This is a genomic window from Candidatus Methylomirabilota bacterium, assembly GCA_035709005.1.
Classification (GTDB): Bacteria; Methylomirabilota; Methylomirabilia; order Rokubacteriales; family CSP1-6; genus 40CM-4-69-5.
Genome location: DASTFB010000047.1, coordinates 1 through 18,902, shown reverse-complemented (window position 1 = coordinate 18,902; position 18,902 = coordinate 1). Strand labels below are relative to the sequence as shown.

Genomic DNA, 18,902 nt, shown 5'->3' with positions numbered 1-18,902 from the left:
GGCCCGAGAGCAGAGGAGGACCGACATGCAAAGACGACTCGTTCGGAGAAGTGGGACGCTGGCTCTCCTGGCTGCCGCCGTGCTGATGGCTCCGGCGGTCCCGCCGGCGGCCGCCCAGACCTACACCCTCAAGATCGGCAACGCCACCATCAACGACGTCCAGCACGAGTGGCAGAAGCGCTGGGGCGCCCGCGTCGAGAAGCGCTCGGGCGGACGCATCAAGGTGGAGATCTACCCGGCCAGCCAGATCGGTTCCATCCCCCGCATGATCGAAGGGCTCCAGCTCGGCACGCTGGAGGCCTGGATCGGCCCGCCGGAGTTCGTGGTCGGCCACGACGTGCGCTTCCAGGCCCTGGGCGCCCCCGGGATCTTTCACGACATGGAGCACACCTATCGCGTGCTGAGCGACGCCAAATTCCGCGAGACGGTGCTGGGGCTGGGCGAGGCCAAGGGCATGAAGGGCGTGTCGATGATCGTGTATGGTCCGTCCTCGTATGCCACCCGGCGGCCGATCCGGAAACTGGACGACTTCCAAGGGCTCAAGATCCGGGTGTTCGCCTCCCCGATGCAGACCCTGGCCGTCGCCCGGCTGGGCGCCACGGCCGCGCCCATGCCGCTGAGCGAGGTCTTCCCGGCCTTGCAGCGCGGAGCCATCGACGGCAACCGCACCGGCATCACCATCTTCACCACCTTCAAGTACTACGACATCCTCAAGACCGTGACCGAGACCCACGACGCCATGGTGACGTCCATCGCGCTGGTCTCGAAGCTCTGGTACGACAAGCTGCCGCCCGATCTTCAGAAGATTCTTCTGGAGGAGGGCCGGGCCGTCGAGAAGGAATGCCTCGACTGGACCGTGGAGTTCAACGAACAGGCCCGGCGCACTTGGCGGGACAAGGGCGGCGAGCTCATCAAGCTTCCGCCGGCCGATCAGGCCGAGATGATCAAGCGGTTGTCCACCGTGGGCGACGAGGTCGTCAGGACCCAGCCGCGGATCAAGGAGGTGTACGACCTCATGGTGCAGACCGCCAAGGCCAAGCGGTAACGACCAGGGGGCCTCGGCCGGTCAGGGCTGGCCAGCGCGCCGGGACAGGACCCGCAAGAGCGATACGGTCTCGATGGGCCGAGCCAGGTAATCGTTGAAGCCGGCCGCTTCCGCCCGATCCCGCTCGTCGGGCTGATCGCGGTCGGCTAGAGCGACGAGCCGCAGTCGCGAGCCGGTGGCCAGCAGGCGGAGGTGGCGGGCCAGCTCGCAGCCGTCCATGAGGGGCAGGCCCAGGTCGATCAGCGCCGCGTCGAACGCCACCGACTTCAGGGCCTTCAGGGCCTCGAGCGCGGTGGCGACGGCGGCCACCGCGTGACCGGCGGCCGTGAGCTCGTCGTGGAGCGCCCGGCGCCGCTCGTGATCGTTGTCGACCAGCAGAATGCTCAGGCGCGTCGGCGCCCAAGGTGCCCTCTCCGCCTCGGATCGCACGGCCGCCAGCGTGGCGAGGAGCGGCAGCCGCACGATGAACTCGCTGCCGAGGCCGGCGCCCTCGCTCATGGCCCACACCGCCCCTTTGTGCAGCTCGACCAGGCTGCGCACCACCGCCAGGCCGAGCCCCAGGCCCCGCCGGGACTGTTCGACGTTGGTCTCGCCCTGGACGAGCGACTCGAAGATGGTCGACAGCAGCTCGGGCGGGATGCCGATCCCGCGGTCCCGGACGGAAAGCATCGCGTGGCTACCCTCACGCCAGACCGACACACGGACAGAGCCTCCGGCCGGGCTATACTTCAGGGCGTTGTCGAGGAGGTTGGCGACGACCTGCTCGACCCGAACGCGGTCTCCTTCCACGACCAGTGGCTCACCCGGCAGCTCCAGGGTGAGGTCATGCCCCCGGGCCGGCTCCGAGGTCTGGACGGCCTCGAAGACCCGCTGCACCGGTTCCCGGAAGTCCAGCGCCTCGCGGGAGAGCGCAACCTTGCCCAGACGGATTCGCGAGACGTCCAGCAGCTCGTTCACCAGGTCGGTCAGACGCCTGGCCTGCCGGGAGATGATCGCCCGAAGCCGCGCCGCTGCTGGCGTTTGCGCGCCGATCTCGTCGAGCAGGTGGATGGCGTGCACGATGGGCGCCAGGGGGTTGCGCAGCTCGTGGCCGAGGACGGCCAGGAAATGATCCTTGGCCCGGTCGGCGGCGGCCGCCTCCCGTTCGGCGGCCACCGCCGCCTCGTAGAGCCGGGCGTTCTCGATGGCGACGGCCGCTCGGACGCCGACCTCCTCGGCCAGCCGCACATCCGCCATGGAGTACCGGCGGTCCGAGTCCGCCGTGGCGCACGTGAGGACCCCGACGAGACCCGTGTGGCCGCGCAGCGGCACGCTGAGGACCGAGCGCGCCTGCAGGGCTCGCATGAACTCGAGGTGGTCAGGGCTGGTCGCCGCCGCCTGCAGCCACTCGTCGGTGACCTCGGGAACGAGGATGGACTGTCCCGACGCCACCACGCGCGAGACCGGGTGCTGCGCGAAGGGAGGGCTCGGCATGTAGAGAGCCACCTCGTCGAACATCGCCTGCCGATCCGGGTTGGCGTGCTGCCAGGCGACGCGGCGCAGTCCCGAGCCGGGCTCGATGACGTCGAAGAAGCAGTAGTCGGCCAGGAACGGCACCGCCAGCCGGGCGACGGTCTGCAAGGTCTCCGCGTAATTGAGCGACCCGGCCAGGTCCCGGCCAGCCTCGGCCAGAAAGCGGGCCCGGCGCTCGGCGGCCTGGGCTTCGGCCTGCGACGCCCGGGCCGCGGTGTAGAGACGCGACTTGTCGATCGCCGCCCCCACCCGCTCGGCGAACAATCGCAAGATCAGCCGTTCCTCCGGCGATAGCACCCGAGGCTTGCGATAGCCGAGATAGATGATCCCGGTCTCGTCGCTGCCGACGGACAGGGGGGCGACCCAGAGCGAGCCGATATCGGACGGCGTCATCAGGGGCTCGAGCGCGGCGAGATCGTGGCGGTCGTGGATGTGGAGCAGCCGGCGCTCGGCGGTGATCCGGGCGACGCCAGCGCCGGCCGGGACCTGGACCTCCCGCCCCCGATCGTCGAGGGGGTCCCGCAGCGTGAGCTCGTGCTCCCCAGGCCGGACGAAGAGGACACCGGCGCCGTCGCACTCGAACACATCCATCACCCGGGCCGCCACCCGGGGCAGGAGCTCCCCCAGCTCGGAGGGGGCCGAGATCGCGTGCCCCAGCAGATGGAGCCGCAGCAAGCGCTGCTGCGTCTCGCGGGACTCGGCATAGAGCTGCGCACGCTCCTGTTCCATGAGCCGCCGCTCGGTGATGTCCCGGGACACGGCCAGCAACCGGTGCTCTTCACCAGCCGGGTCACGGATGGGCGCGATGATGGTTTCCCACCACCGGGGCGCGCCGGCCACCGTGGGCGCGAGACCCTCGAACCTGGCAGTCTCCCCGCGCCGGGCGCGCTCGAGCGCCGCCTGCGCCGCCGACGCATCCTCGCGGAACATGTCCGGCCACGAGCGCCCGATGTACGGGCGGACATCGTCGATGCCGAGGATGCGCTGGCCGCCGTGGCTCATGCTCTGCAGGCGGCCCTCCAGATCGAGCACGTTGATGCAGTCGGGGCTGCTCTCGATGAGGCACTGGAGGAACGCTTCCCGCGACCGCAGCGCGTCCTGGGCGCGCCGGTCCCGGGTGACGTCATGGGCCAGGACCAGACGCGCCTCGCAGCCCTCGAACGCCAGCGCCCCCACGAACATCTCCAGAATCATGGCCGTGCCGTTCCGGGTCGTACAGGTCCACACGCCCGTGGTATCGCCCGCCTGCCTGGACACGGTCTCCAGGAATCGCGAGCGATCCTCGAGCGCACAGATCTCGGTGATGGCGATCGACGCGAGCTCCTCGCGCGAATATCCAAGGAGGTGGGCTGCCGCCCCGTTGGCTACGATGATGCGCAATGAGGCGGGATCGAAGATCCAGGCCGGCAACGCCAGGCTCTCGAACAGGGAGGCATTACTGAGAGCGCCGAGCGCCAGCGGCCGGTCGGCATCCATCGACAACTCCCTGGCTCAGGCCCGGGTGGCGTCCTGTCGGATCACGTAGCGGCCGGTGTCGTCGCGCCCCAGCACGTCGGCGGTGCGGACCTCGCCCCAGGCGCGTAGGAACTCGGCCCAGGGCGTCTCCAGATGCGCCTCCACCAGCTCCCCGAAGTGGCGGGGACGTCGCCCGAGCTCCTCGACGAGTGACCGGGCCAGCGGGCTCAGCGATAGTCCTCCAGACGCACCGCGTCCCTGGCGAAGTAGCGGAGCCGCTCGTAGTGGGAGGGTGGCACGCCTTCGGGGATGGTGGCGTCGATCCCGAGCTTGGCGGTGGTGGGAAGGCCACCCTTGCCGAGCAGCCCGGCGCGCACGCTGGGATCGATATGCTTGCCGCGGGCGCCCGGCACGATGAGCACGTCCTGGTCGGCCTGCACGCGGAACGTCATGGCCCAGTCCAGCTCGTCGGGGTTCGAGATGTCGATGTCGTCGTCGGTCACGATGGCCAGCTTCACCTCGGCCACCGAGAGCAGGGCCAGCAACGCGTTCTTGCCCTCTCCGGGGCGCTTCTTGATCGAGGCGATCAGCGTCCAGTAGCAGCATCCGCCGACGGGGGCGCGGATGGCCACGGGCTGCACGCTAGCTACCCGCAACGCCTGGAGTCCGGCCGCCTCGATCACGGGGGCGGCCAGCCAGTCGTTCTCCCACGGCATCTGGAGCACGTAGAAGATCGGATCCCGGCGGTGGGTGATGGCGCGGATCCGGAAGATCGGGTTCCACTTGACCTCGCCCGTGATGTGACTGAACTCTCCGAACGGTCCCTCGTCGGCTGTCCAGCCGATGGGCAGGAGCTCCCCCTCCAGCACCAGCTCGGCGCTGGCCGGAACCTCGAGGTCCACCGTCTTGCACCGTACCAGCGCCACCGGCGCGCCGTGCAGCCCGCCGGCGATGGCGAACTCGTCGACGTCGATGGGGGCCTTGTAGGAGGCGGCCAGCAGCTCGAAGGGGTGCACACCCACCGCCACCGCGATCTCCAGCGGCCGGCCCTGGTCGAGCGCCCGCTGATAGTACACACGCATGTCGGACGACGAGACGAGATCGATGCCGGTCTCGTGGGGGGTGCGGTACATCATGCGGTAGGAGCCCACGTTGCGACCGTACTCAGGATCCCGGGACACCACCAGCGTGCCCGAGATGTAGGGGCCGCCGTCCTTGACGTGCATCATGGGGATGGGCAGCCGCGTGAGGTCGGCGTCCTCGCCGGTGAGCACGACCTCCTGACAGGGAGCCCGGTCGACCCGTACCGCCTCCCTCGGGCGCCGGATGCCCTCCTCGAAGCGAGTGGCGATGTCCGATTCGGCACAGCCCATGGCCAGGGCCAGCCGCCGCCGCGTCGAGAGCACGGCGCCGACCGCCCGCCAGTCGGGATAGCCGGCCACTTGCTCGAAGAACGTGGCCTGGGGAGCCTGGGCCATCAGCGCCGAAAGGTGACGGGGATCGACGGCCTTCTCGAGACGTAGCAGCTCACCAGACTCGTCGAGCCGGGCGAGGACGTCTCGAAACCCCGCGCTCATGGCCCGGCGCTAGGTCTCGTACGTGCGCTCGAATTGAGCCCGCAGCCGCTCCAGCTCCTCGGGATCCAGCCGCATGCCGAGATGCAGGCCCATCTCGCCGAGAATCGTCTTGATCTCGTTGAGCGACTTCTTGCCGAAGTTCTTCGTCTTCAACAGCTCGCTCTCGCTCTTCTGGACCAGATCGGCGATCGTCCGGATGTTCGCGGTCTTGAGACAGTTGGACGCGCGGACGGAGAGCTCCAGCTCGTCCACATTGCGGAAGAGGTTCTCGTTCAGCTCCGGCCGGGGCTCCGTCTCATCCCGCTGGGTTTCCTCGACCTCCGGCGACACGGCCGGGAAGTGCATCAGCAGCTCGAAGTGGTCCTCGAGGAGCCGGGAGGCCTCGCCGACCGCCACCTGCGGGGCGATGCTGCCGTCGGTCCACACCTCCAGGATGAGGCGCTCGCGCTCGCCGCTGGACGGCTCCACGTGGAAGTTGACGCGCTTGACCGCGGAGAAATCCGCATCGAGCAGGATGGCATTGATGGGCAAGGCCTCGGGTTCCCGGCGTTCGGCGGGAACCCAGCCCCGGCCTCGCTCGACGCACACCTCCATCTCCAGGACGCCGTCCTTGTCCAGCGTGGCCAGGGGCACGTCCGGCGTGAGGATCTCCACGTCGGCGTCGGCCTCGAAGTCCGCGGCCTTGACCACCCCAACGCCCTGGGCTTTGAGTCGGAGAATCTTGGGGCGGTTGACGTGCAGCCGGAAGACCACCTTGCGGAGGTTCATGAGGATGTCCAGCGTGTCCTCCATGACCCCCTGCATGTGTGAGAACTCGTGCAACACGTTCTCGATCTTCACCCAGGTCGGTGCCGCCCCGTGAATCGAGGCCAGGAGCACCCGGCGGTACGCATTGCCCACCGTGAGGGCGAACCCCGGCTCGAACGGCTCGATCAGCAGCTTGCCGTAGGTCTGGTCGGAGACGGTCCACTCGTGGCGGGTGGGGAGCTCGAGCTCCAGCATGAAGACCCCCTTGGGAATTTCCGGGGCGCAGCCCCGGTCGCCTAATATAGCAACTTCTCGGGCCTTCAGCCATCGGTGGTGTAGACTTGAAGCCGTCGTGAGCGTTCGCAGGCCAGCCGTCTTCCTCGTCCTCGCGGCGGCGGCCGTCGCCTGGGGAACCTGGGCCATCGTGAGGCCCCCCGCCCCGCTCCGCGCCGGTGCCCTCATCGTCGACATCCCGGCCAACGAAAGCGCCTTCGGAATCGCCGATCGGCTTCACGCCTCCGGCGCCATCCGGAGCCGGGCCGGCTTCGTGGCCTTGAGCCTGGTCCGGGGCAGCGTGCGGTCGCTCAAGGCCGGTGAGTACGAGGTGCCCCGCGGGGCGTCCACCCTGGACGTGCTGGCCTTGCTCGAAGGTGGCCGGGTGCGCCAGCACCCCGTGCTCCATCCCGAAGGCGCCACCCTGGCCGAGCTCGCCCGCGCGCTGGAGACGGCACGCCTGGCCCCCGCCGCGGACGTCATGCGAACGGCGACGGATCCCGCGTTCCTTCGAGCCCACGGGATCGGGGGGCCCAGCGCCGAAGGCTACCTCTTTCCCGATACGTACTACTTCGTGCGCGGTATGACGCCCGAGCAGCTGCTGGGCCGCATGGTGCAGCGCATGCAGAGCAAGCTCACCGCCGAGATGCGGGAGCAGGCCACGGCCCGGCACCTGACGATCCACGAGCTGCTCACGCTGGCCTCGATCGTGGAGCGGGAGGCCGTGATCCCCGAAGAACGGCCGCTCATCTCCGCCGTCTTCTGGAACCGCCTGCGGCTCGGCATGCCGCTGCAGGCCGATCCCACCGTGCAGTACGCGGTGGGAAAGGAGCGCCGGGGCCTGACGCGCGTCGATCTGCAGACGGACCATCCCTACAACACCTACCAGCGCGCGGGCCTCCCGCCCGGCCCGATCGCCAGCCCCGGGCTCGACGCCATCGCGGCCACGCTGAATCCAGCGCCGGTGAACTATCTGTACTTCGTGAAGAAGGACGATCAGCGCCACCACTTCTCCGCCACCGTCGAGGAGCACAATATCGCCGTCGCCCGCTACCGTCTGACCCGCGCCCGCTGATCGTGCTATAACTCCGCGGCATGGCAGCATCGACGACCGCTCTCGCCTCGGTGTCTTGAAGAAGGCCTGGTCCGGACGACTGTCCGGGGGGACCGATCCGGCCGCCGAGCGCTTCACCGCCTCACTGGGCTTCGATCGCCGGCTCGCCGCGTACGACCTGCAGGGCAGCCGGGCCTGGGCCCGGGCGCTGACTCGAGCCGGCCTGCTCACCGACGCCGAGCGCGACGCCATCCTGGCGGGACTGGACGCCATCGGCCGCGAGATCGCCGACGGAACGTTTCCCTTCCGCCCCGAGCTCGAAGACATCCACATGAACATCGAGCGACGCCTGAGCGAGCTGATCGGCCCCGCCGGGGGCAAGCTCCATACGGGGCGCTCGCGCAACGACCAGATCGCGCTGGACGAGCGCCTCTATCTCAAAGACCTCGCCGGCCACGTCGACCAGGGGCTCCGCGACACTCAGGCCGCGCTCGTGGAGCGCGCCGCGGGCGCCGTGGACGCCCCCATGCCCGGCTACACCCACCTGCAGCGCGCCCAGCCGATCGTCCTCGGCCATCACCTGCTCGCCTATGTCTTCATGCTCCAGCGTGACCGCGAGCGGTTCCAGGCCTGCCGTGGCCGAGCCGATGTCATGCCGCTGGGCAGCGGGGCGCTGGCCGGCACGGGCTTCGCCATCGATCGGGAGGCGCTGGCCCGCGATCTGGGCTTCGCGGCGGTCAGCGCCAATAGCCTGGACGCGGTGAGCGACCGTGACTACGTGCTGGAGTTCCTGGCCGCGGCCGCCATCACCGGCGTGCACCTGTCGCGGTTGGCCGCCGATCTCACCCTCTGGGCCACCGCAGAGTTCGGCTTCGTGGAGTTCTCTGACGCCTTCGCCACCGGCTCCTCACTCATGCCGCAGAAGAAGAACCCCGACGTGGCGGAGCTGATCCGCGGCAAGAGCGGACGTCTGGCCGGCAATCTGGTCGCCGTCCTGACCACGATGAAGGGCTTGCCGCTCGCCTACAACTCCGACATGCAGGAGGACAAGGAGCCGCTCTTCGACTCGGCCGACACGCTGGAGGCCATCTTCACCGTCCTGCCTCCATTGCTCCGCTCGCTCACGTTCCGAACCGAGCGCATGCGGCTGGCGGCCGGCGAGCACTTCGCCACGGCCACCGACCTGGCCGACTACCTGGTGCGTCGGGGCGTCCCCTTCCGCGAGGCCCATGAGATCGTCGGCGGTGTCGTACGGCACGCCCTGGCCGCCGGCAAGACGCTGACGTCCCTGAGCCTCGACGAGTTGCGTCGCTTTTCCGACCGCTTCGCCGACGACGTCGCCGCCGCGCTCTCGGTCGATGCGGCCCTGCGCGCGCGCGCGGTGACCGGGGGAACGGCCCCTGAAGCCGTCCGGCGGGCGCTGACCCTGGCTCGATCCCTCGTCGACGCCGGGTGAAGTCCGCCGCTCTCGCGCTGCTCCTTGCCGTGGGGGCCGCGGCGTGCGGCAAGACGGGTCCGCCGGTGGCGCCCGAGACCCGGCTGCCTCAGCCGGTGTCGGACCTCACGGCCGTCGTCGAGGACGGCGGCGTGGTGCTGACGTGGACGAACCCCGGCCGGCGGGCCGACAACACCGCGCTCCGCGACCTGACGTCGGCCCGGGTCTACCGGAGCGGAGACGACGGCCTGGGTCAACCCCGGGCCGCGGTTCTTCGCCGTGGACGAATCGCCGGCTGGGACGAGATCAGCACGATTCCGCTGGTCGACCGGGAGGCCGGACGCGATCAGCGCCTGAGCCTCGACGACCGCCAGGGGCTGGTCCCCGGACGGCGCTACAGCTATGTGGTCCTCACCGAGGACGCCCAGGGACGCGTGAGCCCGCCGTCGCCTCGCGTCAGCGTCGTCCTGATCGCCGCCCCCGAGGCGCCGCGCGGGCTGACCGCCCGGGCGGGCGAGCGGGAGGTACGATTAGCCTGGGAGCCGCCGTCGCGTCTGGCCGATGGAAGTCCGGTGACCGGGCGCATCACCTACGAGGTGCTCCGCGCCGAAGGCGCCACGATTCCGGCCCAGGCCGTGACGCCGAAGCCGACCGAGGCCACGGCGTTCGTCGACCGGTCGGTGGAGAACGACCGCACCTACCGTTACGAGGTGCGGGCCCTGCGTCAGGATGCCGCCACGCTCGCCCGCGGGGCGCCGACGCCGCCGGCGGAAGCGACACCGCGCGACATGACGCCGCCGGCTCCTCCGGACGATCTGGTCGCCGTCCCGGCCGGTGACAGCGTGCGTCTGAGCTGGAGGCCGAGTCCCGACGCCGACGTGGCCAGCTACGTCGTCTACCGGGCCCGGGCCGGCCAGTCGTTCACCCAGGTCGGCTCGACGCCTGCCACCCGAACCGCCCTGGTCGATGCCGGCGTGCCGCCGGGAACGTACCGCTATGCCGTAACGGCGCTGGACTCGGGGGCGCGGCCCAACGAGAGCGCCCGCTCCAACGTCGTCACGGTCACCGTCTCGACCCCGCGTCGGTGACGTCGCGGCGCCGGCATTCGCTTGACAACGGAGGCGGCGGCCATTAGAAGAGGGGCGCTTGTCACTGTCTCCCACCCGAGGAGGAACTGGCATGACCGGACGCGTGATCAGACTCGGTGTCCTCAGCCTGGCGATCGTCGCCTTCATGGCGGGTCCCACGCTCGCCTCGCAGTGCCCTGCCCTCATCAAGCAAGTCCGCGATGGTGTCGGCAACCGGTTCGACAACGCCAAGTACGCAGCGCTCGGCCTGGCTGCCGAAGCGGAAAAGCTGCACAAGGACGGCAACCACGCCGAGTCGGAGGCCAAGGCCGAAGCGGCCGCCAAGGCCGCCGGAATCACCCTGAAGAAGAAGTAGCCACCGGCAGGAGGCCCGCCCGCACGGGCGAGCTGCCCGCGCGGGCGGCGAGTCGCTCCCGGCTCGCTCCCGGGCGCGCTTACCTTGACACACCGACGGCCGGGTGCTACGGTCACGAAACGTCGGTCGCGCGCGTAGATGGATCACTTTGCGTATCGCCACGGCGATCTCTCCTGCGAGTCGGTGTCGCTGCGTACGCTGGCCGACGCCGTCGGCACTCCCACCTACGTGTATTCCAAAGCCGGGCTGCTCGAGCCGCTGGTCGCCTATGGCCGGGCCTTCCGGAGCATCCCGCATCTGGTCTGTTACTCCGTCAAGGCCAACGCCAACCTCGGCGTGCTCTCCACGCTGGCCAAGGCCGGCGCCGGCGCCGACATCGTCAGCGGGGGAGAGCTCTTCCGGGCCCTGCGGGCCGGCGTCCCGCCCAGGCGTATCGTGTTTTCCGGGATCGGCAAGACCCGGGAAGAGATGCGGGAGGCTCTCAAGGCGGACATCATGCTGTTCACCGTGGAGTCGCAGAGCGAGCTGCGCGCGCTCGACGAGGTCGCGCGGGGGATGGGCACGCGGGCTCCCGTCTCGCTGCGGGTGAATCCCGACGTCGACCCGCAGACCCATCCCTACATCGCCACCGGGCTCAAGACGGCCAAGTTCGGCATTCCCATCGACCAGGCGCTGGCCGCCTACGAGCTGGCGGCCGGCTTGCGCGGGCTCGACGTGGTCGGCGTGCAGATGCACATCGGCTCTCAGCTCACGAAGACCGGCCCGTTCGCCGACGCCGGCGCCCGGCTCGCCGCGCTGGTCAAGTCGCTGCGGGAGCGGGGGATCGAGATCCGCCTGATGGACGTGGGGGGCGGGCTGGGCATCCGTTATCGAGACGAGCGGCCGCCCAGCCAGGAGGAGTACGCGGCGGTGCTGGAGCCTCTCCTGCGCGAGCTGGGAGTGACGTTGATCCTGGAGCCCGGCCGCTCGATCGTGGGCAACGCGGGCGTGCTACTCACCCGTGTGCTCTACGGCAAGGACACCGGGGCCAAGCGCTTCGTCGTCGTGGATGCGGCCATGAACGACCTGATCCGGCCGGCCTTCTACGACGCGTACCACGAGATCCGGCACGTGGACGAGGCGGCTGCCGGGCGTCCCGCCGAGACGGTGGACGTGGTGGGCCCCATCTGCGAGTCCGGCGACTTCCTGGCCAAGGCCCGCGCCCTGCCCCGCGCCGCGGAAGGCGATCTGCTCGCCGTGATGAGCGCCGGAGCCTACGGATTCGTCATGGCCTCGAACTACAACGCCCGACCACGGGCTGCCGAGGTGCTCGTCGACGGCAGCCGCTACACCATCGTACGCCGCCGGGAGAGCTACGAGGATCTGGTGGCGGGGGAGACCGTACTATGAGCCAGGCGTTCCAGGGTTCGAACGTCGCGCTGGTGACCCCCTTCCGCAACGGCAAGGTCGACGAGGCGAAGCTGCGCGAGCTGGTGGCCTTCCACATCGAGCACGGCACCGACGGCATCGTGCCGTGCGGGACGACCGGAGAGTCGCCGGCGTTGAGCCATGACGAGCACCGGCGCGTGGTCGAGATCGCCATCGAGGCGGCGGCGGGACGCGTGCCCATCATCGCCGGCACCGGCACCAACTCCACGGCTCACACCATCGAGCTGACCCGGCACGCCGAGCGGGCGGGCGCCAGCGCCGCCCTGGTCGTGAATCCCTACTACAACAAGCCCACCCAGGAGGGTCTCTACCGGCACTTCCGCGCGGTTGCCGAAGCCGTCGCCATCCCGATCTTCGTCTACAACATCCAGAGCCGGACGGCGGTGAATGTGGAGACCGACACGCTGGCCCGTCTGGCCCGCGAGTGCCGGAACATCGTCGGCGTCAAGGAGGCGTCCGGCTCGCTGGATCAGATGAGTCAGGTCGTCGCCGCCTGCGGCCCCGAGTTCATCGTGCTCTCCGGCGACGACAACCTGACGCTGCCCCTCATGGCGGTCGGCGGCCGCGGCGTCATCTCGGTCATCGCCAACATCGTGCCCCGGGAGACGTCGGAGATGACCCACGCCGCGCTGGACGGCGACTGGAAGCGGGCGCGCGACCTGCACTACAAGCTCTTCCCGCTGGCGCGGGCGGCATTCATCGAGACCAACCCCATCCCGATCAAGGAGGCGATGGCCATGGCCGGGATGATCGAGCCCGAGTTTCGCCTGCCCATGTGCCGGATGAGCGACGCCAACCGGGAGCGCCTGCGCGCCATCCTCAAGCCGTACGGCCTGGTGAAGTAGCCAGCGTCATGGCCGATGCCGCACCGCCCGCCGGACGCCGCGGCGTCCCGACGATCGATGTCGTCGTGGCCGGCGCCGCCGGCCGGATGGGATCCCGCCTGGTCGCCTGTCTCGCCGACACCGATGGTCTGCGGCTGGTGGGGGCGCTGGAGGCCCCCGGACACGCCGCGCTGGACCGGGATGCCGGCGAGGTGGCCGGGGTGAGTCGGCTGGGGGTCGCTCTCACGAGCGATGCCGGCGCCGCGCTCGGTCCGGACCGGGTGATCGTGGAGTTCACCGCGCCCGAGGCCACGCTGGCGCACCTGCGCCTGGCCGCGAACGCCGGCGCCCGGGCCGTCGTGGGCACCACCGGGCTGAGCGGGGCTCAGCGCGACGAGATCACCGGCCTGGCCCGGCGGACGGCCATCGTCCTGGCGCCCAACTTCTCGGTCGGGGTGACGGTGGCCCTCAAGGCGCTGGCCCTCATGGCCCGGGCCCTGGGCGACGACTACGACGTCGAGATCACCGAGATCCACCATCGCTACAAGAAGGACGCGCCCAGCGGGACGGCACAGCGGATGGGCGAGGTCGTCGCCGAGGCCCTGGGGCGGGACCTCGCCAGCACCGCCGTGCACGGGCGCCAGGGCATGCCCGGCGAGCGTACGCCCAAGGAGATCGGCGTCTTCTCGCTGCGCTCGGGCGACGTGGTCGGGGAGCACACGGTCTCGTTCGGCACGCTGGGCGAACGCCTGGAGCTGACCCACCGCGCCCATAGCCGCGACACCTTCGCCCGCGGCGCCCTGCGGGCGGTGCGCTTCGTGGCGGGACGTCCCCCGGGCCTGTATTCCATGCAGGACGTGCTCGGGCTCTGAGCCGGAGTGGTGTAGCCATGCGCATCGTCCGTTTCCGCATCAGCGATAGGACCCGCTACGGGGTCCTGGACGGTATGCAGGTCGTCGAGTATTCGGGCACGCCCTTCAGCGGGTTCCGCCGCGGGCGGCAGCGTCACCCGGTGCGGCAGGTCGTGCTTCTGGCCCCGGTGCTCCCGTCCAAGATCGTGCTGGTCGGGCCCAGTTACCGGGAGCATGCGGCCGAGCTCGGCATGCCCGTTCCCAGCGACCCGCTCATCACGCTCAAGCCGGTGAGCGCGCTGATAGGGCCTGACGACCCGATCGTGCACCCGTCGTTGAGCGGTCGGCTGGAGGCCGAGGCGGAGCTGGCCATCGTGATGCGGCGACGCTGTCGCAACGTGGCGCGGGCCCGTGCGCGGGAGCACGTGCTCGGCTATACGTGCCTCAACGACGTCACGGCCCGGGATCTCCAGGAGAAGGATCACGTTCCCGGCCGATCCAAGGCCTTCGACACGTTTTGTCCCATCGGCCCGTGCATCGCCACCGACATCGATCCCAACGCTGTCACGATCGAGACGTGGGTCAACGGCGAGCGCCGGCACGCGGCGAGCACTGCCGAGCTCATCTTCCCCGTCGAAGAGCTGGTGACGCGCGTGTCGGAGATCATGACCCTCCTGCCGGGTGACGTCATCGCCTCGGGGACGCCGGCCGGCGTCGGCCCGCTGGCGCCGGCCGACCGGGTCGAGGTCCGCATCGAGGGCATCGGCACCCTCGCCAACACCGTGGTGAAGGTATGACCGGCGACCGGGTGCTTCTGGACGACGTCCGGTTCTACGGTCAGCACGGCATCAGCAAGGCCGAGCAGGCGGTGGGCGCCTGGTTCTCGGTGGACGCGGAGCTGGCCATGGACCTGGCGCCGGCGGCTCTCTCGGACGATCTCGGGGCCACCATCGACTACGGGCAGGTCGCACACCGGATCGTCGAGATCGGGACCCGGCAGCGGGTCAACCTCCTCGAGCGCCTGGCCGGGCTCATCGCCGAGGCGCTCCTGCGCGAGTTTCCGACGCGGGAGGTCACCGTCCGCGTCCGCAAGCTCACCGCCCCCCTGGAGGGCCTGGTGGGGACGCCGGGCGTGCGGCTCACCCGCCGGCGCTGATGGCCCGCGTCTATCTCTCGCTCGGCTCGAACCTGGGAGACCGTCTGGCCTTGCTGCGGGCGGCCGTGGCTCGGCTGCGGAACATGGCGGAGGTCGACTTCCTGGCCGCCTCGCACCTCTACGAGACCGAGCCCTGGGAGAGCGAGCCCGGGGAACCGCTGAACCGGCGCCGGTGGTTTCTCAATTGCGCCGTCGCCATCGAAACGCCGCTGGCGCCGGGGGAGCTGCTGGAACGACTGCAGCAGGTCGAGGCCGCTTTGGGCCGCCAGCGCGGGCCCGGCACACCGGAGGCCGCCCGCTTCGTGCCGCGGCCGGTGGACATCGACATCCTCTTCTACGGCGATCGCGTGGTCAGCGTGCCCGACCAGCTGCAGATCCCGCATCTGCTGTTGCACGAGCGGGCGTTCGTCCTGCGTCCCCTCCTCGAGCTGGCGCCGGAGCTCGAACATCCCACGCTGTACCGCACGGTGCGCGAGCTGCTGGCCGAGGTCGAGGACGAGCACGACGTTCAGCGCGGCGAGTACCCGGCCCGCTGGTTCGAGGACTGAGCGCGACGTGACCGCCAGCGACGACTTCCGGCGCGAGACCTTGCAGCACCTCGATGCCCTGTTCAATTTTGCCGTTTACCTCACGCGCAAGCCGACCGAGGCCGAGGATCTGGTGCAAGAGACCTACCTCAGGGCCCTGCGCTTCTCCCACCGCTACCAGCCGGGAACTCATCTGCGGGCCTGGCTGTTTCAGATCCTGAGGAACACATTCTTGACGTTTTACCGGCTGCGCGAACGGGAGGCGCCGCTGGCGGAGGACGGCGTTCCCGAGTGGGACACGCCCATGTTCCACGAGGCCCCCGACGACGACCCCGGAGTGCTCGAGGCTCACACCGACCTCGAACGAGCCCTGCGGAGACTCCCGGAAGAGTTCCGGACCGTGCTCCTGCTCGCCGAGGTGGAAGGCTTGCCGCTGGAGGAAGTGGCCTTCGTCATGGCGTGCCCGGTGGGCACGGTGAAGTCTCGGATCTTCCGGGCCAAGGAGCGGCTGCGCACGCTGCTGCGGGATTACCAGTCACCATGAGCGAGCAGTTCCCCGATCTGTCGGACGACGTGCTGGGACGGCGGCTGGCCACGGAACTGCCGCGCCACGCGGCGCCGTCGCATCTGCGAAGCGCCATCCTGGCCGGGCCCACGCCGGCCCCCGCCCGCTCCTGGTGGGTGGCCCCCGTGCTCTCGGCGGCGGCCACCGCGCTGCTCATGGGTCTGTTGTTCGTCCCGCTGCTGCCCAGGAGCGCGCCGGCCGATCCGGTCCAGCGCTTGACGCAGGCGGTGGTCTCGGAGCACGAGCGGGCGGTCATGTGGGGGGCGCGGCGGGCCGACGTGATCCCCACCGCGCTGCCGTGGCTCGCCGAGGAGACCGGCATCGGGCTCTCCAGCGTCTTCTCGGGCGACGATCGCCTCACGCTGCTGGAGGCCGAGCCCGTCTACCTCGAGCAGCGGCGAGGGCTGGCGGTGCACTACCTGGACGCGGATGGCCGCCGGGTGAGCTACATCGTCCTGCCCGCGCCCAACCTCGTCACCCCCGAGCGTCAGCGCCAGAAGGTGGATCGCTGGCGGCCGGCGCTGCTTCACGAGCACGGCTACTCGGTGTGGCTGTGGAAGCAGCGCGACCTGGCCTGCTTCATCATCTCCGACATGGTTTCGCAGGCCGACCACGATCGCTTCAAGGACTATTTCGTCCGCCTGCGCACGGCCACCGAGCCCGTTCGCGCCTATTGAATACATGGGGGGCCCCGAAATGGCCCCCCATATCCCCCCGCGCTCGGAGCATCCCGGCGTAGCCGTGCTGCTCCTCGATTTTTCGTCGGCGGACATGGGGGGGGCCCGAAATGGCCCCCCCACCGCTCGGCGCGCCCCGGCTCAGCCGGGTCGCGCCTGGACGAGCGCTCCACGACGAAGGGCAGAGCCATCACCAGGTAGGCCATGAGCGCCACCTCGGAGTCGCCGAAGTTGTACTCGGTGAGCCCGCCGACCAGGAAGCCCGTGATCGCCACCAGGCTACCGGCCACCAGTGCTCGCTCTCGCGACGCCGTTGCCGGCAGGGCGCGCCGGATGCGCTCGGCCCGGATAAAGAACGCGCCGAACAGGACCAGCCAGGCCGCGAGCCCCACGAGGCCGCGCTCGGCGAGGATCTGAAGCGGCGTGTTGTGCACGTGGCCCCGAGACCTGTCACGGAACTCGGCGGCCGCATACGAGGGGTACACGCGCTTGAGCTGGGCCGGTCCGACGCCGGTGAGCGGGTGATCGCCGGCCATGGCGATGGCGCTGCCCCACATCGCCCAGCGCTCACGGGCCGTCGGGTCCCTCGGGTCGACGATGCTCTCGGCCCGCCGGCGGGCCGCCGGCACCAGCAAGATCGCCGCGACGAGGACGAGCAGGGCTCCGGAGACGAGGAGCCGGCGACGTGGCGTCACCATGAGCAGCGTTCCTACCCCGGCCACGAATCCCACCCAGGCCCCGCGCACGAACGTCGCGACCAGGCCCGCCACGCCGCCCAGCCAGGCGGCCAGGCGCCATCGCGGGCCACCGGCGATCAGCGACGGCAGCAGGGTCAGCAACACGAGGCTGAGCACGCCGGCGAAGGTCATGTAGATGCTGTAGAAGGCGTGGGCGCGATGGCACTTGCGGGCGACGCGACCCAGGACCGGCTCGAGCGGCGCCAGCCAGGGGCAGAGGCCGACCTGGAGCACGCCGAGGATGCCGAGGATTCCCATCGCGGCGAGCAGGCGTGACCACCAGCGCTCCGCGTCGGAGGCGTCGCGCAGGGCGTCCAGCACGACGTAGAAGCCGGCGATCAGCAGCAGGCTCCGGACGTCGGTCAGGCTTTCCAGCGGACGCGGGGACAACGCGGCGGCCAGCAGCGAGGTCAGGATCCACGCCCCGAAGGCCCAGGCCAACGGCCATTGCATGCCGACCCGGCCGGTGGCTACGCGCCAAATCAGCCGTATCGCGAGGAGGGCCAGCGCCGCCTGGGCCAGCGTGATCGACAGCCCCAGCCCGAGCCCGAAGGCGCCTAGCAGGAGCGGCCGAGGATCCCTCAAGGCAGGACGGTGAAGCCCTCGCGCGTCGCGGCTTCCCGCAATCTCTCGTCCAGGCAGACCATGTCATGGCCGGCTGACCGGCCGTGCGTCCAGAGCAGGGCCGCGGCCAGCTGGAGGGAATCCGGGGGACGGAGCAGATGCAGCAGGAGAACCCGGCCGGCATTCTCTCTTACTTCTCGGCTAGGCTCCACTTCGGTCCACTCCTCGGCGAGCTGGCTCAGGACATGCCGCGCCTGATCCTCGCCTGCCCGCGAGAGGACACCGTCACGCCGAAGGCGAGCGAAAGCCGAGTAACACTCCACGGGCGTCCCCCACCAGACCACGAGCGCTCCATCTTGCTCGGCGACACGTCGGACGCGCGGGCTCGTCGGCTCTCTGAGACACAGAGGGACGATGGCCGAGGCGTCCCAGAACTTCACCGAGCGTCCCGGCGCTCGTCGAGGAGCGCCTTGACGCCCGCACCGCGCGTCGTGGCAGGTCTGGGCAGCCTCCAGAAGCCCCGGGGCAGCCGCCCCGAGCCGATGCGGATGAGCCCGGCTCGGGCCAGCTCGGCGAGGCCGGCTGCGGCATCGTGGGACAGGGGGACAATCTTGGCGATCGGACGCCCCCGCTCGGTCACGATCACCTCCTCACCCGCCTTCACCCGGGCGAGGTATTCGCTCAGCGCCGCCTTCAGCCTGGCCACCGCCGCGCTCCTCTGCATGGCTTCTCCCGTCATCTCGATGTGACCATACTAGTCACGTTCGGATTTCGGGTCAATGTGTTCCAGGCCCTGCCTCTCCATGAGCGTCGCGGCAGGCCCCGTGAGGACCGCCCGACCTCGGCGACGGCAGGCCCCGGCGCAAGGATGGCCGCTTGCTCAGTAGGCGTTCTTGCCGAAGGCCCGCCAGAGTGTCTGGACGAGAATCCTGAGGTCGAAGGCCAGGGACCAGCGCTCGATGTAGTAGAGGTCGTACTCCAGGCGCTTCTCCAGCGAGGTGTTGCCGCGCCACCCGTTGATCTGCGCCCAGC

At 70.1% G+C, this 18,902-nt stretch carries 21 protein-coding genes; 13 read left to right on the top strand and 8 right to left on the bottom strand.

Annotated features, from left to right (window positions below; genetic code table 11):
- Positions 1 to 25 precede the first annotated feature (25 nt).
- Entirely contained in the window at positions 26 to 1,045 is a 1,020-nt protein-coding gene (locus tag VFR64_06870) for a TRAP transporter substrate-binding protein (GenBank protein ID HET9489457.1), read from the top strand.
- Between the two features lie 21 nt (positions 1,046 to 1,066).
- Here VFR64_06870 and VFR64_06865 read toward each other — a convergent pair whose 3' ends face one another.
- From VFR64_06865 to VFR64_06850, 4 genes are all read right to left on the bottom strand, one after another.
- Positions 1,067 to 4,033: an ATP-binding protein gene (locus VFR64_06865; protein ID HET9489456.1), complete on the bottom strand. Its 2,967-nt coding sequence runs from the start codon at positions 4,031 to 4,033 to the stop codon at positions 1,067 to 1,069.
- A 15-nt stretch (positions 4,034 to 4,048) separates the two neighbouring features.
- Complete coding sequence (locus VFR64_06860) at positions 4,049 to 4,177, bottom strand: hypothetical protein (protein ID HET9489455.1); 129 nt, start codon at positions 4,175 to 4,177, stop codon at positions 4,049 to 4,051.
- 62 nt (positions 4,178 to 4,239) lie between these two features.
- Positions 4,240 to 5,589 (bottom strand): UbiD family decarboxylase, encoded by a 1,350-nt coding sequence (locus tag VFR64_06855; GenBank protein ID HET9489454.1) that lies wholly within the window; start codon positions 5,587 to 5,589, stop codon positions 4,240 to 4,242.
- Between the two features lie 9 nt (positions 5,590 to 5,598).
- Positions 5,599 to 6,591, bottom strand: a complete 993-nt coding sequence (locus tag VFR64_06850; protein ID HET9489453.1) for a DNA-directed RNA polymerase subunit alpha — start codon at positions 6,589 to 6,591, stop codon at positions 5,599 to 5,601.
- 97 nt (positions 6,592 to 6,688) lie between these two features.
- On the opposite strand from VFR64_06850, the gene mltG reads away from it, so the two are divergent.
- The 12 genes from mltG (at position 6,689) to VFR64_06790 (ending at position 16,569) form a co-directional block, all read left to right on the top strand.
- Positions 6,689 to 7,684, top strand: coding sequence for an endolytic transglycosylase MltG (gene mltG / locus VFR64_06845; GenBank protein ID HET9489452.1), 996 nt, complete (start codon positions 6,689 to 6,691; stop codon positions 7,682 to 7,684).
- A gap of 55 nt (positions 7,685 to 7,739) precedes the next feature.
- Complete coding sequence (gene argH / locus VFR64_06840; protein HET9489451.1) at positions 7,740 to 9,119, top strand: argininosuccinate lyase; 1,380 nt, start codon at positions 7,740 to 7,742, stop codon at positions 9,117 to 9,119.
- Positions 9,116 to 10,186, top strand: a complete 1,071-nt coding sequence (locus VFR64_06835; protein HET9489450.1) for a hypothetical protein — start codon at positions 9,116 to 9,118, stop codon at positions 10,184 to 10,186. Before argH ends, VFR64_06835 begins: the two co-directional genes overlap by 4 nt.
- A 91-nt stretch (positions 10,187 to 10,277) precedes the next feature.
- On the top strand, positions 10,278 to 10,541 hold the full coding sequence (locus tag VFR64_06830) for a hypothetical protein (protein HET9489449.1): 264 nt from the start codon (positions 10,278 to 10,280) through the stop codon (positions 10,539 to 10,541).
- A gap of 138 nt (positions 10,542 to 10,679) precedes the next feature.
- Complete coding sequence (gene lysA, locus VFR64_06825) at positions 10,680 to 11,930, top strand: diaminopimelate decarboxylase (protein HET9489448.1); 1,251 nt, start codon at positions 10,680 to 10,682, stop codon at positions 11,928 to 11,930.
- A complete protein-coding gene (gene dapA / locus VFR64_06820) occupies positions 11,927 to 12,814 on the top strand; it encodes a 4-hydroxy-tetrahydrodipicolinate synthase (GenBank protein ID HET9489447.1) in 888 nt (295 codons plus the stop codon). The genes lysA and dapA overlap by 4 nt, the downstream gene beginning before the upstream one ends.
- A gap of 8 nt (positions 12,815 to 12,822) precedes the next feature.
- Entirely contained in the window at positions 12,823 to 13,665 is an 843-nt protein-coding gene (dapB, locus tag VFR64_06815; protein ID HET9489446.1) for a 4-hydroxy-tetrahydrodipicolinate reductase, read from the top strand.
- 17 nt (positions 13,666 to 13,682) lie between these two features.
- The gene (locus tag VFR64_06810; GenBank protein HET9489445.1) at positions 13,683 to 14,441 is read left to right on the top strand and encodes a fumarylacetoacetate hydrolase family protein; all 759 of its coding nucleotides are present in this window, start codon (positions 13,683 to 13,685) and stop codon (positions 14,439 to 14,441) included.
- A complete protein-coding gene (folB, locus tag VFR64_06805) occupies positions 14,438 to 14,800 on the top strand; it encodes a dihydroneopterin aldolase (GenBank protein HET9489444.1) in 363 nt (120 codons plus the stop codon). The genes VFR64_06810 and folB overlap by 4 nt, the downstream gene beginning before the upstream one ends.
- Positions 14,800 to 15,348: a 2-amino-4-hydroxy-6-hydroxymethyldihydropteridine diphosphokinase gene (gene folK / locus VFR64_06800; protein ID HET9489443.1), complete on the top strand. Its 549-nt coding sequence runs from the start codon at positions 14,800 to 14,802 to the stop codon at positions 15,346 to 15,348. The genes folB and folK overlap by 1 nt, the downstream gene beginning before the upstream one ends.
- 7 nt (positions 15,349 to 15,355) lie before the next feature.
- The gene (locus VFR64_06795) at positions 15,356 to 15,871 is read left to right on the top strand and encodes a sigma-70 family RNA polymerase sigma factor (GenBank protein HET9489442.1); all 516 of its coding nucleotides are present in this window, start codon (positions 15,356 to 15,358) and stop codon (positions 15,869 to 15,871) included.
- The gene (locus tag VFR64_06790; protein HET9489441.1) at positions 15,868 to 16,569 is read left to right on the top strand and encodes a hypothetical protein; all 702 of its coding nucleotides are present in this window, start codon (positions 15,868 to 15,870) and stop codon (positions 16,567 to 16,569) included. Before VFR64_06795 ends, VFR64_06790 begins: the two co-directional genes overlap by 4 nt.
- Here the strand turns inward: VFR64_06790 and VFR64_06785 are convergent.
- The 4 genes from VFR64_06785 to VFR64_06770 form a co-directional block, all read right to left on the bottom strand.
- Positions 16,563 to 17,891, bottom strand: a complete 1,329-nt coding sequence (locus VFR64_06785) for an O-antigen ligase family protein (GenBank protein ID HET9489440.1) — start codon at positions 17,889 to 17,891, stop codon at positions 16,563 to 16,565. The two genes, VFR64_06790 and VFR64_06785, sit on opposite strands and share 7 nt — an antisense overlap.
- Positions 17,888 to 18,310: a type II toxin-antitoxin system VapC family toxin gene (locus tag VFR64_06780; GenBank protein ID HET9489439.1), complete on the bottom strand. Its 423-nt coding sequence runs from the start codon at positions 18,308 to 18,310 to the stop codon at positions 17,888 to 17,890. The genes VFR64_06785 and VFR64_06780 overlap by 4 nt, the downstream gene beginning before the upstream one ends.
- On the bottom strand, positions 18,307 to 18,576 hold the full coding sequence (locus VFR64_06775) for a type II toxin-antitoxin system prevent-host-death family antitoxin (protein HET9489438.1): 270 nt from the start codon (positions 18,574 to 18,576) through the stop codon (positions 18,307 to 18,309). The genes VFR64_06780 and VFR64_06775 overlap by 4 nt, the downstream gene beginning before the upstream one ends.
- A 174-nt stretch (positions 18,577 to 18,750) precedes the next feature.
- The coding region (locus VFR64_06770; protein ID HET9489437.1) for a sugar transferase at positions 18,751 to 18,902 on the bottom strand (152 nt) is incomplete at its 5' end.

Bases quoted from the DNA above. Each gene is read 5' to 3' on its own strand.
- VFR64_06810 (HET9489445.1), top strand. From the start codon at position 13,683: ATGCGCATCGTCCGTTTCCGCATCAGCGATAGGACCCGCTACGGGGTC.
- lysA (HET9489448.1), top strand. From the start codon at position 10,680: ATGGATCACTTTGCGTATCGCCACGGCGATCTCTCCTGCGAGTCGGTG.
- VFR64_06870 (HET9489457.1), top strand. From the start codon at position 26: ATGCAAAGACGACTCGTTCGGAGAAGTGGGACGCTGGCTCTCCTGGCT.
- VFR64_06855 (HET9489454.1), bottom strand. From the start codon at position 5,589: ATGAGCGCGGGGTTTCGAGACGTCCTCGCCCGGCTCGACGAGTCTGGT.
- folB (HET9489444.1), top strand. From the start codon at position 14,438: ATGACCGGCGACCGGGTGCTTCTGGACGACGTCCGGTTCTACGGTCAG.
- folK (HET9489443.1), top strand. From the start codon at position 14,800: ATGGCCCGCGTCTATCTCTCGCTCGGCTCGAACCTGGGAGACCGTCTG.
- VFR64_06790 (HET9489441.1), top strand. From the start codon at position 15,868: ATGAGCGAGCAGTTCCCCGATCTGTCGGACGACGTGCTGGGACGGCGG.
- VFR64_06830 (HET9489449.1), top strand. From the start codon at position 10,278: ATGACCGGACGCGTGATCAGACTCGGTGTCCTCAGCCTGGCGATCGTC.
- dapB (HET9489446.1), top strand. From the start codon at position 12,823: ATGGCCGATGCCGCACCGCCCGCCGGACGCCGCGGCGTCCCGACGATC.
- dapA (HET9489447.1), top strand. From the start codon at position 11,927: ATGAGCCAGGCGTTCCAGGGTTCGAACGTCGCGCTGGTGACCCCCTTC.
- VFR64_06850 (HET9489453.1), bottom strand. From the start codon at position 6,591: ATGCTGGAGCTCGAGCTCCCCACCCGCCACGAGTGGACCGTCTCCGAC.
- VFR64_06865 (HET9489456.1), bottom strand. From the start codon at position 4,033: ATGGATGCCGACCGGCCGCTGGCGCTCGGCGCTCTCAGTAATGCCTCC.